12 protein-coding genes are annotated in these 16287 nt (G+C 67.2%); 3 read left to right on the top strand and 9 right to left on the bottom strand.

Annotated elements, in window-relative coordinates; all coding sequences use genetic code 11:
- Nucleotides 1–54: 54 nt before the first annotated feature.
- The 5 genes from ILT42_RS13220 to ILT42_RS13200 form a co-directional block, all read right to left on the bottom strand.
- Nucleotides 55–345, bottom strand: a complete 291-nt coding sequence (locus tag ILT42_RS13220; protein ID WP_204216077.1) for an aa3-type cytochrome c oxidase subunit IV — start codon at nucleotides 343–345, stop codon at nucleotides 55–57.
- A gap of 126 nt (nucleotides 346–471) precedes the next feature.
- A complete protein-coding gene (locus ILT42_RS13215) occupies nucleotides 472–1692 on the bottom strand; it encodes a glycosyltransferase (RefSeq protein ID WP_204216076.1) in 1221 nt (406 codons plus the stop codon).
- Between the two features lie 113 nt (nucleotides 1693–1805).
- Nucleotides 1806–3173 (bottom strand): ABC1 kinase family protein, encoded by a 1368-nt coding sequence (locus ILT42_RS13210; RefSeq protein WP_204216075.1) that lies wholly within the window; start codon nucleotides 3171–3173, stop codon nucleotides 1806–1808.
- Nucleotides 3174–3248: 75 nt separating this feature from the next.
- Nucleotides 3249–4571: an adenylate/guanylate cyclase domain-containing protein gene (locus ILT42_RS13205; RefSeq protein WP_204216074.1), complete on the bottom strand. Its 1323-nt coding sequence runs from the start codon at nucleotides 4569–4571 to the stop codon at nucleotides 3249–3251.
- 72 nt (nucleotides 4572–4643) lie between these two features.
- Complete coding sequence (locus ILT42_RS13200; protein WP_204216073.1) at nucleotides 4644–6500, bottom strand: M3 family oligoendopeptidase; 1857 nt, start codon at nucleotides 6498–6500, stop codon at nucleotides 4644–4646.
- Nucleotides 6501–6670: 170 nt separating this feature from the next.
- Between ILT42_RS13200 and ILT42_RS13195 the strand changes: the two genes are divergently transcribed.
- The 3 genes from ILT42_RS13195 (at nucleotide 6671) to ILT42_RS13185 (ending at nucleotide 11465) form a co-directional block, all read left to right on the top strand.
- Nucleotides 6671–7696, top strand: coding sequence for a sigma 54-interacting transcriptional regulator (locus ILT42_RS13195; protein ID WP_204216072.1), 1026 nt, complete (start codon nucleotides 6671–6673; stop codon nucleotides 7694–7696).
- Nucleotides 7697–7796: 100 nt separating this feature from the next.
- Nucleotides 7797–9551: a L,D-transpeptidase family protein gene (locus ILT42_RS13190; protein ID WP_204216071.1), complete on the top strand. Its 1755-nt coding sequence runs from the start codon at nucleotides 7797–7799 to the stop codon at nucleotides 9549–9551.
- 135 nt (nucleotides 9552–9686) lie between these two features.
- Complete coding sequence (locus ILT42_RS13185; protein ID WP_204216070.1) at nucleotides 9687–11465, top strand: DUF882 domain-containing protein; 1779 nt, start codon at nucleotides 9687–9689, stop codon at nucleotides 11463–11465.
- A gap of 39 nt (nucleotides 11466–11504) precedes the next feature.
- On the opposite strand, the gene ILT42_RS13180 is transcribed toward ILT42_RS13185, so the two are convergent.
- From ILT42_RS13180 to coxB, 4 genes are read right to left on the bottom strand one after another with little or no spacing between them, the layout of a single operon-like run.
- Nucleotides 11505–12275, bottom strand: a complete 771-nt coding sequence (locus ILT42_RS13180) for a cytochrome c oxidase assembly protein (RefSeq protein ID WP_204216069.1) — start codon at nucleotides 12273–12275, stop codon at nucleotides 11505–11507.
- Between the two features lie 25 nt (nucleotides 12276–12300).
- Nucleotides 12301–12651: a hypothetical protein gene (locus ILT42_RS13175; protein WP_204216068.1), complete on the bottom strand. Its 351-nt coding sequence runs from the start codon at nucleotides 12649–12651 to the stop codon at nucleotides 12301–12303.
- Nucleotides 12651–15209, bottom strand: a complete 2559-nt coding sequence (locus ILT42_RS13170; RefSeq protein ID WP_204216067.1) for a cbb3-type cytochrome c oxidase subunit I — start codon at nucleotides 15207–15209, stop codon at nucleotides 12651–12653. Before ILT42_RS13170 ends, ILT42_RS13175 begins: the two co-directional genes overlap by 1 nt.
- Nucleotides 15206–16261, bottom strand: a complete 1056-nt coding sequence (gene coxB / locus ILT42_RS13165) for a cytochrome c oxidase subunit II (protein WP_204216066.1) — start codon at nucleotides 16259–16261, stop codon at nucleotides 15206–15208. Before coxB ends, ILT42_RS13170 begins: the two co-directional genes overlap by 4 nt.
- Nucleotides 16262–16287 lie beyond the last annotated feature (26 nt).

Here is a 16287-nt window from a genome sequence, read left to right as displayed (position 1 = left end):
GTCCCCGTCGTCTTCCGGGCGCGGCAGGCGTCCTGCCTCGCCCTGCCATCGCGCTCAGTAGAGGAGCAGCGCCAGAGCGAGCAGCACCGCCACCGCGCCGGGAGCCTTCGGACCGAGGCTCGTCATGGCGCCGATGGCGCCGGCCGCCAGGGACAGGATCACGCCCACGATGGCGGTCAGCCACGCATGACGGATACCGCCGACGGCGAGAGCGAGCACATGGCAGATCACGACGACCGAGGCGATCTCCACGAAGCGGATGAAGCCGTGATAGGTGGTCTCGTGGGTCTCGGCATCCATTTCCGGGCTGTAGCCCCCGAAGGACGCGTGTTTGGTATCGGCCATCGTTCAAAGCACCGTAGTGAGGATCAGTTGTTATGGTTGCGTTTAACCCATGGTGGGGGACGCCGCAATCTTTGGAATGGTTCCGCCGTCAAGTTTGTGAAGGCAGACTCCCGCAACAAAATTACGCTAGCGCACCCCCAGGAAGTCGCGCCATTGCGGCAAACAGACCGTTTCGTAATCGTAGCGTTCGAGGGCGATCCGCCGGGCTTCCTGGGCCATGGCGGCGGACTTGTCCTTCTCCGAGAGCGTCTCGCCCACCCGCGCCGCGAGCGCCTTCTCGTCGAAGAAGTCGAATAGGCGTCCGTTGACCCCGTCGGTGACGATCTCCCGCACCGGCTCCGTGTCGGAGGCCACGATCCGGCATTCCAGGGCCATGGCCTCGATGGAGGACCAGGACAGGACGAACGGATAGGTCATGTAGATATGGGCGGAGGAGACCTGCAGCACCTTCACGAACTGGTCGTAGGGCAGGCTCCCCACCAGATGGACCCGGTTCCAGTCCACGGGCCGCTCGATCTTGGCCTTGAACACGTCGAACCAGGTCTGCCCGTTCGGAGCTTGGCCCGAATAGCTCGTGCCCTTGCCGCCGATGATCACCACCTGAAGGCTCGGATCGAGGTCGAGCAGGTAGGGCAGCGCCCGGAACACGATGTGGGCGCCCCGCATCGGCTCGATGTTGCGGGTCACGAAGGTGACGACGGGGGCCTCCCGGCTGAGCTTCGGGCCCTTCTGGCCGATCTGGATCGCCACCTTCGGGTTCGGCCTCAGGGCCTGGGCGTCGATGCCGTCATGGATGATGGCGATCCGGTCGCGCAGATAGGTCGGGAAGGTGTCGCGCTGGTACCGGGTGGGCGCCACCGCGAGGTCGGCGGCGTCGAGGGCCCCGAGCTGCATGGAGTTCTTGAGACGCAGCCGCCAGATGATCTCCTCGTTCGTGACGGGAAATTCCGGGTCGAAATCCAGGTCCTGGCCGGTGGGCGCGTAATAATACTCGAAATAGGCCACGTGCTTGGCCTTGGGCCACACGTCCTTGAGAAACAGGTTCTCGCCCCAGCCGGTATTGACCACTACGAGGTCGGGCTCCAGCCCCTGCTCCTTCAGGGTCTTGGCCATATGGGCGGCCCCATAGGCCCGGCGCAGGCGGGGGATGACGGGCGAGAAGCGGCTCTGGTAGGGCGCATCGTCCGGCCCCGGCACCGCATCGTAGGCGACGTATTTCACGCCGGCCGGCACCTTGGCGTTGCGTGTCATACCCAGGCCGACGACCTCATGTCCCTCCGCCACGAAGCTCTTCGCCAGGCGGACGAACTGGCCCGGAAAGTTCTGGTGGACGAAGACGATTTTCATGGCGGCCCCCGGATCGCTCCGTCGAGGGAGCGGTCAGTTCGTTTCTGAGCGGGCGCGAGGCCCTGACCTGCAGTCACCTTTCCTAAGGCCAAGCGTGCCCGGATGCAACCTCGTTACGTCGGAACGGGCAGGCCCGCGCGGCGCAAGGCATCCGCCTGGGTGGCCGCGAGGCCGTCGAGGGAGAACCGCGCGATCTCGTCCTCGAACAGCTGATGGTAGTTCAGCTCCGCCTTCAGGTGCAGGAACACCGCGCCGAGGCCCACGGCTGCGCGGTCCATGAACACGAATTCCCGCGGCACGGTCACGGGCCCGCGCTCCTTGAGGGCCTTGTGGACCTCGAAGGCCTGGCGGCGGCCGTACTCGCCGGGCTTGACCCCGTCCGCCACGGTGCGCACCCGGTCGTCGAGGAGCGGGCCGTAGATGAAGCGGGCCCAGATGTTGAGGATGTCGATGAGCTCGTTCGACAGGTTCTTGAAGCCCCAGGTCTCGTAGGCGTGAACGATACGGGCGCGGTCGTCGCCCTGAAGGCCCCGGTAGAGATCGACGACGCCGCCGACGAATTTCGGATGGAAGATGCGAATGCAGCCGTAATCGAGCAGGTTGATGCCCCGCGCCTCGCCGCCCTCCGAGAACACCGTGTAGTTCCCCAGATGCGGATCGCCATGGATGATCGCCGCATGGCTGAAGGGGTGCCACCAGGCCTTGAACATGGCCACCGCCAGCCGGTTGCGGATTTCCACATCGGCTTCCGTGAAGCTCAGGATCTTCTCGCCCTCGAGCCAGCTGAGGGACAGGAGCCGCTTGGTGGACAACGCGCGGTGGACGTCCGGCACGCGCACCTCGGCCACGTCCGACAGGGCGAGCTTGTAGAGGTCGGCGTGCTTGGCCTCGCGCTCGTAGTCCAGCTCCTCGCGCACCCGTTCGCCGATCTCCTGGGAGATCTCGCGGGTGTCGATGGAGGGATCCATGCGGCGGTGGACGGCAAAGACCAGGTCGAGCTGTTTCAGGTCCGCCTCCACGGCGGATTGCATGTCGGGGTATTGCAGCTTGCAGGCCAGCGGCGCCCCGTCCTTGGTGGTGGCGCGGTGCACCTGTCCTAGGGATGCAGCGGCGGCGGGCTGCAGATCGAAGGAGCCGAAACGGCTCTGCCACGCGGGCCCGAGCTCCGCCTGCATGCGTCGCTTGACGAAGGCCGCCCCCATGGGCGGAGCCTCGCTCTGGAGCTTTTGTAATTCGGAGGCATATTCCGGCGGCACGAGATCGGGAATCGTGGCGAGCAACTGCGCCACCTTCATGATCGGGCCCTTCAGCCCCCCGAGCGCCTGCGCAAGCACCGCGGCGTTGGAGGCGTGTTGGCCCTCGCCCCCGAAGAGACGGGCCCCCGCGATGCGCGCCGCGACCCCGCCCACATTGGCGCCCACGCGGGCATAGCGGGCCGCGCGGGCGGAGAAGCGATTGGCCTCGCGGTCGGAATCGGACATGGCGGGGGGATCTCTTGCGTTGGAACCGAAGCGCTTAAGATATGGCGGGGCGCTGCGGACACCAGACCAGCCGGCTCAAGTCCCCTGGCTGCCGGCAGCGGCAAAGAGCGGCATGCTCTCGCTCAGGCCCTTGAGGGCGAAGGCTCCACGGTCCTCCAGATGCAGGTTGGAGCCCGCCACGAGGTCGCGCACGGTGCGCGAGACCAGAACCTCCCGGCCGTCCGCCAGCGCGGCGATGCGGGACGCGATGTGAACCGCGATACCGCCGATGTCATCGCCCTTCACCTCGATCTCGCCCGTGTGGACGCCGCACCGGATCCTGAGGTCCAAGGCCTTCAGGGCCTCGATGATGGCTCCCGCGCAACGGACGGCGCGGGCCGGGCCGTCGAAGGTGGCCAGGAATCCGTCGCCCAGGGTCTTGATCTCCCGCCCCCGGAAGCGGTCGATCTCACCGCGCACGATCCTGTCGTGCCGGTCGAGAAGGCTGCGCCATCGGCGGTCGCCCAGGGTCTCGGCTTGACGGGTGGAATCCACGATGTCGGTGAACAGGACCGTGCTCAGCACGCGGTCGGGCTCGAAATCCGTGTTCGTGCCGGTCAGGAACGCCTCGATCTCGTGGGCGACCGGGCTCGCATCGTCGGCCCACAGGACATGATTGGTCCCGGGCAGCTCGACATATTTCGCGCCGGGAATGTGCGCTGCGATGTAGCGTCCGCCCTCGACGTCGACGCGGGTGTCCCCGGAGCGATGCATGACGAGGGTCGGGACGCGGATCGTCGGCAGGATGTGCCGCAGGTCGATCTGGCTGTTCATGCGCATGAGGGCGATCACCGCCGATGGGCTCGCGCCCAGGCGCTCGAAGCGCGCCCACCACTGCCGGAAGCGCTCGTCCGCCACGCGCGTCGGCGCGAAGGCATGGAGACTTTCGCCCTGCCCCCAGCTCCGGTCGATCCTGTCCAGAAACGTCTCGAACCGCGCCGGCGGCAGCACCCAGGTGTGAAACTCCGCATAGGTGCCGTAGAGCATCAGTCCCTGCGTCCGCTCCGGATAGGTGGCGGCGAACAGCATGCTCAGGGCGCCGCCCTCGGAGATCCCGAACAGGGCCGCCTTCCTGCTCGATACCGCGTCCATGACCGCGCGCACGTCGTCCATGCGCTCCTCGAGGCTGGGCAGGTTGCCCATGCGGTCCGAGAGGCCGGTGCCGCGCTTGTCGAAGAGGATCAGGCGGCTGAACGAACTCAGCCGGTCCAGGAAGTGAGCCAGGTTCGGCTCGTCCCAGGAATGGTCCAGGTTCGAGATGAAGCCGGGCACGAAGACGAGGTCGAGGGGACCGTCGCCGACCACCTGATAGGCGATGCGAAGATCGCCGCTCTTTGCATAATGGGTCCCGACCGGCATGACGGGACCGGAGCCTCCGGCGGTTCGGAAATGTTCCGCCCGAAGCCCGACCCTGTCAATGCGGGCATAAGTTCAGGCGGATGCGTTCTCCATAGCCTCCAGCTCGCCGATCAGCCGCTCGATCATCGACAGGCCGATCTGCCAGAAGGCCGGATCCTTGGCGTCGAGGCCGAAGGGGGCGAGAAGCTCGTTGTAATGCTTGGTTCCGCCCGCCGACAGCAGCGCGAAATAGCGATCAACGAAACCGTCGCTGGACCGCTCGTAGACACCATAGAGCGAGTTTACGAGACAATCGCCGAACGCGTAGGCGTACACGTAGAACGGCGAATGGATAAAGTGCGGAATGTAGGTCCAGAACGACTCGTAGCCCTCGCCCATGCGGATCGCGGGCCCGAGGCTCTCGGCCTGAACGGACATCCAGAGTTCGCACAGTTTCTCGGCGGTCAGCTCGCCGTTGCGGCGCTCCAGGTGGACCTTGCGCTCGAAGGAATAGAACGCGATCTGGCGCACCACCGTGTTGATCATGTCCTCCACCTTGGAGGCCAGCATCGCCTTGCGCTGCACCGGATTCGTGGTCTGGTCGAGTAGGCGCCGGAAGGTGAGCATCTCGCCGAACACGCTCGCGGTCTCGGCGAGCGTTAGGGGCGTGGGCGCCATGAGGGCTCCGTTCGGAGCGGCAAGCACCTGATGCACCCCGTGGCCGAGTTCATGAGCCAGCGTCATCACGTCCCGGGGCTTGCCCTGGTAGTTGAGAAGCACGAAGGGATGCGCGGACGGCACGGTGGGGTGCGCGAAGGCACCCGGCGCCTTGCCGGGACGGGTCGGCGCGTCGATCCAGCTCTCGTCGAAGAAACGCCGGGCGATGCCCGCCATCTCCGGCGAAAAGGCCGAATAGGCCGACAGAACCGTGTCCCGGGCCTCGTTCCAGGGGATGGTGCGCTGCTCGACCTTCGGCAGGGGCGCGTTGCGGTCCCAGTGGTCGAGCTTGTCCTTCCCGAACCACTTGGCCTTCAGGGCGTAGTAGCGATGCGACAGGCGCGGATAGGCCTCGCGCACCGCCGACACCATGGCCTCCACGACCTCGCGCTCGACCCGGTTCGCCAGGTGGCGCGAATCCGCCACGTCCTCGAAGCCGCGCCAGCGGTCGGAGATTTCCTTGTCCTTCGCAAGGGTGTTGATGATGAGCGCGAAGGTGCGCAGGTTCGCCCGGAACGTCTTGGCGAGCGCGTCGGAAGCGTCCTTGCGCACGCTCTCGTCCGGGTCCTGCATCTTGTTGAGGGTCGGCTCGATGGCCAGTTCCTCGCCGCGCACGGTGAAGCGCAGGGACGCGATGGTCTCGTCGAACAGGCGGTTCCAGGCCGAGCGGCCCGACACGGACTTCTCGTGGAACAGCTTCTCGATTTGGTCGTCGAGCTGGTAGGGCTTGTCCTTGCGCAGGTCCTCCAGCCAGGGCCGGTAATGGGCCAGGGGCTGGGACTCCATGGCCCCGTCGAGCACCGCGTCGTCGATCCGGTTGAGCTCCAGCCCGAAGAACAGCAGGTCGCTGGAGGCCGCCGTCAGGCGCTCCTGGGTGTCGCCGTAGAACTTCGCCCGCGCCGGATCCGTGGTGTCGCCCGAATAAATCAGGCCCGCATAGGACATGAGCCGCCCGAGCAGGTCCTCCACGGCCTCGTAGCGCTTCACGGCCTCGCCGAGCGCAATCGCCGCGTCGGGCCCAGCCGCGAGGTCGGCGAGCTTGCCGCGATAGGCATCCGCCAGCGCCGTGCACTCGGCCTCTGCTTTGGCAAGATCGGCCCTGAAGGCCTCGCTGTCCATGGCCGGGTACAGGGCGGAGAGATCCCATTCCGGCAGCGTGCCGTATTCGGTGACGACGGCTCCCTGGGCGGAGGCGTGCTGGCGGGGGCTCGGGGCGTCGGGGAATGTGCGCATGGACCGTCGGAAGGGTTGGGAGAGGGGTTGAGAACAGGCTTGAGGGTCATATTGGCTGAGCCGGGGCCGGGATCAACCCGGCGGGCGGGTCCTGGCGCAAAAGGAGCGGCGTTAAGAACCGGTTTACCATAAGGGCGCAGCATCGCGCCGAACGAAGAATTGATTCCTTGATGCTTTTGACTTCCTTGCTGGCGGACACGATCCGGGCCCTGCGCGACGGCGGGCCGGGTTCGGTGCCGGCCCTGCACGACAGCCGAGCGATGCGCCAGGCCGAGCGCGCCTCCCGCACGGCGCTGCCGGTTCTGATCGAGGGCGAGCCGGGCACGGGTGGCGACGCCCTGGCGCGGGCCGTCCACGATTGCGGCGACCGGCGCTCCGCCCCCTTCGTCCGATGCCATGCGGACGATTCGAGCCTCGGCCTCTCCCTCTCGCATCGCCTGGCGGAGGCCCATGGGGGCACGCTCCTGGTCCAGGGCGTCGAGTCCCTCGGGTCCGGGGATCAGGGAACCCTCCTGCGGCTGCTCCAGGAGCGGGACGCCGATGGCGGGCGTCGGCCAGGGCGGCCGGACGTGCGCGTCATCGCCCTGACCGACGGCCACCTGATCGAGCGGGTGCGGGACGGGAGCTTTCGGGACGACCTGTTCTATCGCCTCAACATCCTGCCGGTCACCCTCCAGCCCCTGCGCGCCCGCCGCGAGCTGGTTGGACCGCTGGCCCGCCACCTCATGGGGCGCTTCGCAGCCGAGGAAGGCAAGCGAATCGCGCATCTCTCCCCCGAGGCCGAAAGCCTCCTGGCGGCCTATGACTGGCCGGGCAACGTACGCCAGCTCGAGAACGCCGTCTTCCGCGCCGTCCTGCTGGCGGAAGGCCTGCGCCTGACGCCGACGGAATTTCCCCAGATCGTGGCCCGCACGGGACGACGGCGCATCGATGTCCCTCCCGCTCCCCTCGCCTTCGCTCCCGAAGCGGCCGCCCTGCCCCCGGCCCTGCCCGATCCCCAGTCGATGCGTCTCACGAACGAGGACGGCGAGGTGCGCTCCCTCGCCGTGCTGGAAGCCGAGATCATCCGTTTTGCGCTGATCCATTATGGGGGCCACATGTCGGCCGTCTCCCGCCACCTCGGCATCGGCCGCTCGACCCTTTACCGCAAGCTGAAGGAGCTGGGCCTAGAGAGCGGCGTATCCCACGCGGCGTGAAAGCGCGGAACCATAAGCTTGGCCGGTGCCTTTACACACTGGCAAAGCTTTCGGGCTATGTAACATCCGATCATCACCGCGAATCGGGGAGCGCAGCGGAATGAAAGCCTTTCGTAAGGCCGTCGGAATGGTGGGCCTGGCCGGGTCCGTCTCGCTCATCGCCCTTGCGGCCATGGCGGAGGATATCGGCCTGCCGGAACCGCCGGCGCCCGCTCCGGTCTCCATCGAGGCCGCCGCAGCGCCGCAGCCGGCCGAAGCTGCGGTTCAGGACCCGGCAATCCCCGAGGTGACGCCGGCCCCCGTCACCATCACGGCGCAGGATGCGGCGCCCAAAGCGGCAAGCCCCGAGATCGTCCTCCCCGACATGCCGCCCGCCGCCGTGGTCTTCACCGCGACCGACTGGCTGCGGGCCGCGATGACGCAGGTTCTGGCGGACGAGACCTTCGTCAAATCCCTGCGACTCGACTCCAAGAACACCAGGGCGCTGACGGCCTACTATGCCGAGACTTCCGCGCCCGCGCTCTGGACCAAGGGCGGCGCCTGGAACCCCGGCGCGCTCGCTCTGGCGGGAACCATCCGCAACGCCGCCGAGGACGGCCTCGACCCGACGGATTATCCTCTTCCGGACATGGGCGCGCCAAGGGGCTGGAACGACAAGGCCTGGGCCGAGGCTGAGCTGAAGCTGAGCGCCGCTGCGGTCCGCTACGCCCGCGATGCGCGCGGGGCCAGGATCAACCCGGCGCGCCTCTCGAACCTCGTGGCGCCGTCCATGAGCGTTCCCGACGCGGGCGAGGTGCTCGCGAGCCTCGCGTCCTCGAAGAATCCCGGCATCACGCTCAACGCCTACAACCCGCCTCAACTCGGCTATCAGGCCCTGAAGGCGCGCCTGGCGCGCCTGCGGGAGAACCGCGTCACACGGCCGATGGTAAACGTTCCCCGGGGCCCGATCCTGAAGGTGGGCATGCGCGATCCTCGCGTGCCGCTCATCCGCGCCCGCTTCAACCTCGGCCCCGCCGGGGGCGACGAGACGGCTTACGACGAGCGCGTCGCCTCCGCCGTGGCCGATTTCCAGAAGAAGGAAGGCCTGCCGACCAACGGCAACCTGAACGCCCAAACCATCGCGGCCCTCGGCGGTCCGTCCCCGGCCCGGCTCGAGGGCGACCTCGTCGCCAACATGGAGCGCTGGCGCTGGCTGCCCCGCGATCTCGGCCAGAAGCACATCATGGTCAACGTGCCGGAATACAGGCTCCGCCTCAGCGACAGCGGCCGGGTGGTGCACCAGACCCGGGTGATCGTCGGCAAGGCGGAATCGCAGACCCCGATCTTTTCGGAGACCATGAAATACCTGGTGGTGAACCCGTCCTGGACCGTGCCGCCGTCGATCCTGAAGAAGGAGTTCCTGCCCGGCCTGGCGGCCGACCCGAGCTATGCGGCGCGGCGCGGCTACAAGGTGATCCGGCGCGGCAATTCGATCTCGGTGCAGCAGCCGCCCGGCGAGCGCAACGCGCTGGGCTGGGTCAAGTTCATGTTCCCCAACAATTACGCGGTGTACCTGCATGACACGCCGAACCGGAACCTGTTCAACGCCGAGAAGCGCGCCTTCAGCCACGGCTGCGTGCGCGTCGACCAGCCCTTCGAGCTCGCGGAAGAGATCATCGGCGCGCAGGGCTGGCCCGAGAAGAAACTGCGAGGCCTGATCGGCAAGGGTGAGCGCTACATCCACCTGAAGGAGCCGCTGCCGGTGCACCTGACCTACTTCACGCTCTCGGTGGACGAGGACGGCAACACCCGGTCCTTCGACGACATCTACGGCCTGCACCGCAAGGTCCGGTCCGCGCTCGGCCTCGATTCCTGACCTGACAAAAACGCGGTCCGGCCGCAGTTTCGTCGCCGGACTTAACGGGTAAGTAACCGTCTTCGGCAATGATCCTTTCACGATAAGGATGCCGCAGCTGTTCCCTGCGGCGAAGCGTAAAAAACGAGTATCACAGTGAGAGTATTGCGTTCGGGCCGCTCTGCGGCAGCGTCGGCCGGCGTGCGCCGGCTCGGCATCGGTCTGGCGGCCCTCGTCACCGTTTTCGTGGTGGGGACCCGCGGCACACAGGATGCCGTCGCCAATGGCGACACCCGCACCCTCACCCTCTATCACAACAACACCAAGGAGAGCCTGACGGTCACGTTCCGCCGGAACGGGCAATACGATTCCAACGCTCTCGACCAGTTGAACTGGTTCCTGCGCGACTGGCGCCGTTCCGAGACGACCAAGATGGATCCGCGCCTCTTCGATACGGTGTGGGAAGTCTATCGCGAGGTGGGCGCGAGCGAGCCGGTGCAGGTGAACTCCGCCTACCGTTCGCCCAACACCAACGCCATGCTCCGCCGCCGCTCCAGCGCCGTGGCCAAGAACAGCCAGCACATGCAGGGCAAGGCGATGGACTTCTACATCTCCGACGCCTCGACGGCGCAGCTGCGCGCCATCGGCATGCGCCTGCAACGCGGCGGCGTCGGCTATTATCCCAACGCCTACACGCCCTTCGTGCACCTGGACGTCGGTAGCGTGCGCTCCTGGCCGCGCATGACCCGCGACCAGCTCGCGCGCATTTTCCCGGACGGCAAGACCGTGCACATCCCGGCCGACGGACGCCCGATGGAAGGTTATCAGGAAGCCCGCGCCGAGGTGCTGGCGCGCGGCGGCTCGGTGGCGGGCTACAGCATGGTGGCGGAGGCCGAGGAGGCCGCTCAGCCGCGCCGCAAGAGCTTCTGGGCGACCCTGTTCGGCGGCAGCGACGAAGACGAGGACGTGGAGGAGATCCGCGCCGCCTCACGCCCGGGCCGCAACCTTTTTGCGACCCGCGGCACGAACCAGCGCAATCCCTACGCGGCCGACAACGACTCGCCCACCTCCGTTCTCCAGGCCTACAACGAGGGCCGCAGCGCACCGCAGCCGACGACCCGGGTGGCGGCAGTAGCACCGCAGCGCGCTCCCGAGCCCGAGCCCGAGCCGGTCCAGCCCCGCGTGACCGTGGCGGCCGCCCCGCCGCCGCCCGCCGCCTTCCGCGAGCCCATGACTCCGCCTCCCCTGCCGCCGACCCGGATCGCGGGCCTGCCGAGCACGGTGGCGACCCCGTCCGGTCCGGCGCTGGCCTGGCAGCAAGGTCCGGCGGGACAGAATGCCAATGGGGTTGAGATGAGCATCGGCCGCAGCACGGATCTGGCGCCGCTTCCGCCGCGCAGGCCTGGAGCCGGGGGCGGAGATGAAATCGTGGCCACGGGCGCCATCGCCTATGCGCCGATGCCACCGGCCCGGCCCGGATCACTCGCAGCCACCAACCCGATCCCGGCGCTCACGGAGCTGCGCGGCCCGGTTCAGGCGGTCGCCGCTCTCCAGGGTGTCGACCATCCCCTGCCGCCACCACGCCCCGGCATGCGTCCGGTGGCCGTGGCCTCGGCGGGCCCGATCGAGATCCCAGCCGCTCCGGTCCCGACTGCTCCGGCCATCAAGGCCAAGGAGCCCGCCAAAAAGGAGCCCGTCAGGATAGAGGCCGTGAAGCCCGAACCGGCAAAGTCCGCGAAGCCTCTAGCCTCGCCGACGACAACGGCTTCGATCAGCGCCGCCTCGAAGGCCGCCGCGAGCCCGGCCAAGGCGAAGGCCTCGGTGCTGACCGCGAATGGGCCCGGCTTGAACATGGGCTTCTCGGCCAAGCCGATGGGAGACCTTGCCACCAACCGTTTCACGGGACCTGCCGTGAAGCCGCTGCAAGTGCGATAAACATAGAAGGGCGGGCTTTCGGATCCGCCCTTTTCGTGTCTAGCCGTTCGATGCCGTACGGGTTTCCATACCGTCGAGCCAGCGCGAGACCTGCAGGAGAGCGACCGCGATGTACGGAATGGCGGGCGGGACCCACATGATGAGACCCGCCAGTTGCTGGTCTTCCAGGGGGGTGAGGCCCCACGGCAGGGTCGTGGCGAGGTGAGGCTCGTAGAGTGGCGTCCGCGCAAAGGTGATGAGCGCGCCGAGAAATCCCATCTGCACCGTGGTGCCGAGCAGCGCGAGTGCCACGCCGCCCGGCGAGCGGCACGCGAAGACCGCACGCCAGAAGAACAGGGCGGTACCGAGCAGGCTCAGCTCCATGAGCCAGAACAGTCCATGATGGGCCATGGCGGCCGCATAAGGCGCGGGTGCATGCCAGACCCAGACCGCGATGGTTTGCAGAAGCGTCGCGATGCCGAGGCGCAAACCTTGCGACATCTCTCCGGCGGGATGTGATGTCCAAGCCAGGGCGATGAGCGGCGCCGCAAAGGCGACGAGCACTGTGTGATGCGCGACGCGGGCCGAGAACAGCGCGGAGCTCAGCGCGCAGACCGGCGACACGAACACAACGGCAAGCAACAGCCAGCCCGCGATGAAGAGCGCGGAGGAGCGCGCCTTCTGGGGCTCCGGCTGACGCCGGACATGAAAACCGAAGGCGACCGCCAGCCCCAGGAGCCCCGTGAGGAGGAGTGGATCGAAGTTCCAACTCGCCCAGAACTCCGCCGGAACCGGTGCCGGGCCGCAATAGGGTACCGTATCGGGCATCATGGCGTGCTCCCTTGCGCGGCATTTTTCAACCGCATGATGGCACCACGAGGGCCGGAAGCCCCGTCCACAAGATGGCGAAGAGGGAAATGCCGGCAATCAGCGCCGTGACCTGCCGAATGAACCGATCGGTCGGGGATGCGTCCGCTCCCGATGGCCGGAGGGAGAGGACGAGCACCAGACCGGTCGCGGCGAAGCACAGGGCCGTTGTGGCCAGCACGCCCAACGACGCGGCGTCGAAGCCGCCCAGGACAGGCGCCGCATCGCTCTTCGCGCAGACGATGGACGCCACCATGTAGACGAGGGTGAACTGCAGGCCCCAGATCAGCAATCCGGCATTCATCACCAGAAGGCGCAGGATCGGGTTGCGAAGCAGCATCACGCGGCTCCGATGAGGTGCGGGAAGCCGTAGACCACCACGAGCCCCGCCACGCCCTGGCCCGAGGTGTAGTACCAGAACAGCATGGTGTTATCGAAAGTGGAGCGGCGGACGGCATCGAGCCGTCCCGACCACCAGCGCGCCATGGTGTAGAGGCCCATGAGAACCGCCGTGGCGGCGACGACGCCGTGGATGGACAGGATCGCGTAGACCGTCGCCCCGTAGGCGCTGTCCTCGGGCCCGAGGCCGGTGCGCCATTGCGCGGTGAGATCCAGCACCCACCCGGCCGCCAGCAGCACGACGGCGAGGCCGATCAGCCAGGGAACGGAGGGCGCGCGCCCCGCGCCCGCGAGACGCCGGCTCGCGAGGGCGATCAGGGCGCTGCTTCCGACATAGAGCCCGCCCGCCGCGAGCGACCAGATGGTACTCGGCAGCGTGACGCCCTGCGGCGGCCAGGCGGTGGTGTTCACGAGCCAGAGGAAGAAGTACGAGAACAGCAGGCAGGTGAAGATCATGCCGATGACCACGAGCAGGATCGACACCGCCCACCAGGAATGGCTGACCGAGCCGGTGGCGTAGACCGGGAGTGTGATGCCGCCTCCGATTTGGGCGGGCGGATGGTTCTGGCCCGGATCGGTCGCCCACATCCAGTAGAGGATGAGCCCGATGGCGAGCACGCCGCAGATCGCTGACAGCATGACGAACTTCACGGTGAGCAGCATGAAGAACGCCGCCGTGAAGAAGGCCGACAGGATCGGCGGCCAGCACGGTTCGCCCGGGACCTGGAGAATGTATTGCGGCCGCGCCTCGATGGGGCTCGTCACGATGGTCTCGCGCCCGCCCGTGACGGAGGCCGGCAGGTAATAGCGCCCCTTGTCCACGTCCTCGCCGAGATTGGGCTGGTCCCACAGCGGCTCGCGGCTCCTGACATGGGGAATGCTGCGCGTGCCGTAGGAGGTGTTGTTGAGCCATTCCAGGGTGCCCGCCTTCCAGACGTCGCCCGCATTGTCGTCGAAGCTGAAGCGGAAGCGCCGGGCGACGTCGATAACGAACAGGCCGACGCCTGCCGCGATCATGTAGGAGCCGATCGTCGAGACGAGGTTGTAGACATCCCAGCCGAGGCCGGCATGGTAGGTGTAGACCCGGCGCGGCATGCCGATGAGCCCCGCCACGTGCTGGGGGAAGAACGTGACGTTCACGCCCACGAACATGAGCCCGAACACCCACTTGCCCACGGGCTCGGAGAGCGCGTGCTTGCTGGCGGTGGGAAACCAGTAATAGATCGCGGCGAAGAGCGGGAACACCATGCCGCCGATGAGCACGTAATGCAGGTGCGCCACGATGAAGTACGTATCGTGCGCCTGCCAGTCGAATGGTGCCATGGCGACCATCACGCCCGTGAGGCCCCCTAGGGTGAAGATGAACAGGAAGCCCAGCACGAAAAGGGCCGGGGTGGTGAGCTTCATGCGGCCCGACGCGATGGTGGCGATCCAGGCGAAGACCTGGATGCCGCTCGGCACCGCCACGGCCGTGCTGGCGGCCGCGAAGAAGCCGGTCGAGAGCTTCGGGATGCCCGTCGTGTACATGTGGTGCACCCACAGGCCGAAGCTGAGCACCGTGGTGGCGATCAGGGCCAGCACCACGAGCCGGTAGCCCACCAGCGGCGTGCCCGCCATGGCGGGCACGATCATCGACACCATGCCGGCGGCGGGCAGGAAGATGATGTAGACCTCCGGGTGACCGAAAAACCAGAACAGGTGCTGCCACAACAGCGGATCCCCGCCCCGTTCGGCGATGAAGAAAGGCCAGTTGAAGGCGCGTTCCATCTCCAGCAGCGTGGTGGCCAGGATCACCGCCGGAAACGCGATGATGATCATCACGGCCAAACACAGCATGGCCCAGGAATAGATTGGGAGCTTGTCGAGGCTCATGCCCGGCGCGCGGGTCTTCAGCACCCCGACGATGATCTCGATGGCGCCCGCGATCGCGGAGATTTCGATGAAGCCGATCCCGAGGAGCCAGAAATCCGCATTCTCGGCGGGCGAGTATTGCGAGCTCGACAGGGGCGGATACATGAACCAGCCCGTATTGGGCGCAAGCCCCACGAAGATGGTGCAGAAGAAGGTCAGGCCACCGAAGAAATAGGCCCAGAACGCGTAGGCGCCAAGACGCGGGAACGGCAGGTCGCGGGCCGCCTGCATATTGGGCAGGAGGTAGACGGAGACCGCCTCCACGGCCGGCACGGCGAACAGGAACATCATGACCGTGCCGTGCATGGTGAAGAGCTGGTTGTAGAGCCCGTGCCCGACGAGATCGAGCTCCGGCTGGGCCAGCTGCGTGCGCATGATGAGCGCGAGGATACCGGCGAGCACGAAGAACAGGAGCGCGGTGCCGATGTAGAACACACCGATATAGGTGTTGTTGATGGCCCCCAGGATGCGCCACCCCTTTGGGGCCTTCCAGATCTCCCTGAGCCTGTCCTCCTCGCCTGCCGGGCGCGAGCCTGGATTCGGGAGCGCGGAGTCCTCCGCTTCCATCCGGTCGAGGGCGGCGCTCATTTTAGGCTCTCCATGTACTCGGCCACCGCCCGCAATTCCTCTCCCGTGAAGCTGCCGTAGGACGGCATGCGCGCGCCGCCTTTGAGATGCTGCGTGTTCGCGATCCAGCCGCCGAGGGTTCCGGCATTGTTCGGGAAGACCCCGGCCCCGATGCTGCGGCGGCTGCCCACATGGGTCAGGTCCGGCCCGAGAACGCCCTCGGCCCGCGTGCCGCGCACCGTGTGGCAATTGCCGCAGCCGCTGCGGATGAACAGCTCCTGTCCTCTCGCCAGGAACGGCGTCGCCGGAGCGGCAGCGTCCCGCGTTTGGCGCGTGCGCCATCCCGCGAAGGCGGCCGGCTCCGACGCCACCACGTCGAAGACCATGAGCGCGTGCTGGTCGCCGCAGAACTCGGTGCACTGCCCGCGATAGACGCCCTCGCGCTGGGCGGTGAAGTGCAGGCTGTTGGTATGCCCCGGAATCATGTCGACCTTGCCGGCGAAGTTCGGAATCCAGAAGGAATGGATCACGTCGGCGGACTTGAGCAGGATCTGGACCCGCCTGCCGACCGGGACATGGATCTCGTTGGCGGTCACGAAAGCGGGGTCGGCGCCGTCCTCCAGATAGGTCACCCGCCACCAATATTGTTCGCCGATCACTTCGATCCGCAAGGGATCGGCCTCGCCGGACGCATTATTGGCCCGCATCATGGAGAGGCCGAAGATCAGAAGGGCGGTGAGGGTCACGGTGGGAAACACGAAGCCGCCGATCACGATGGCGCGAGACGACCCCAGCCATCGTCGGCGCTCGGGCGGCGCGTAGACGGCCACGAGCACCAGCGCCATCACGAGCACGAAGATCGCCGTCCCGCCCCCGAACAGCACCCAGCTCAGAAGCGCGAGCCGGCCCGCATCGTCCGCGGCGGGGTCGAGGGCCGACTGAACGCCCTGGCAGCCGGAGAGCGTCGTGAGGAGCGGGAGGGCGAGCAGGCGACCCCAGGCGGGCCTCGGATCGATGCGTCGCGGATGCGCGAGGAAAGTGGTCAGCCCGTCAAGGGTCGATCGATGTTCCATCCGCTCCCGTCGAATTCCCGTGCCGT

This window comes from Microvirga pudoricolor, assembly GCF_016892705.1.
GTDB lineage: Bacteria > Pseudomonadota > Alphaproteobacteria > Rhizobiales > Beijerinckiaceae > Microvirga > Microvirga pudoricolor.
This window is presented reverse-complemented; position numbering and strand designations above follow the sequence as displayed.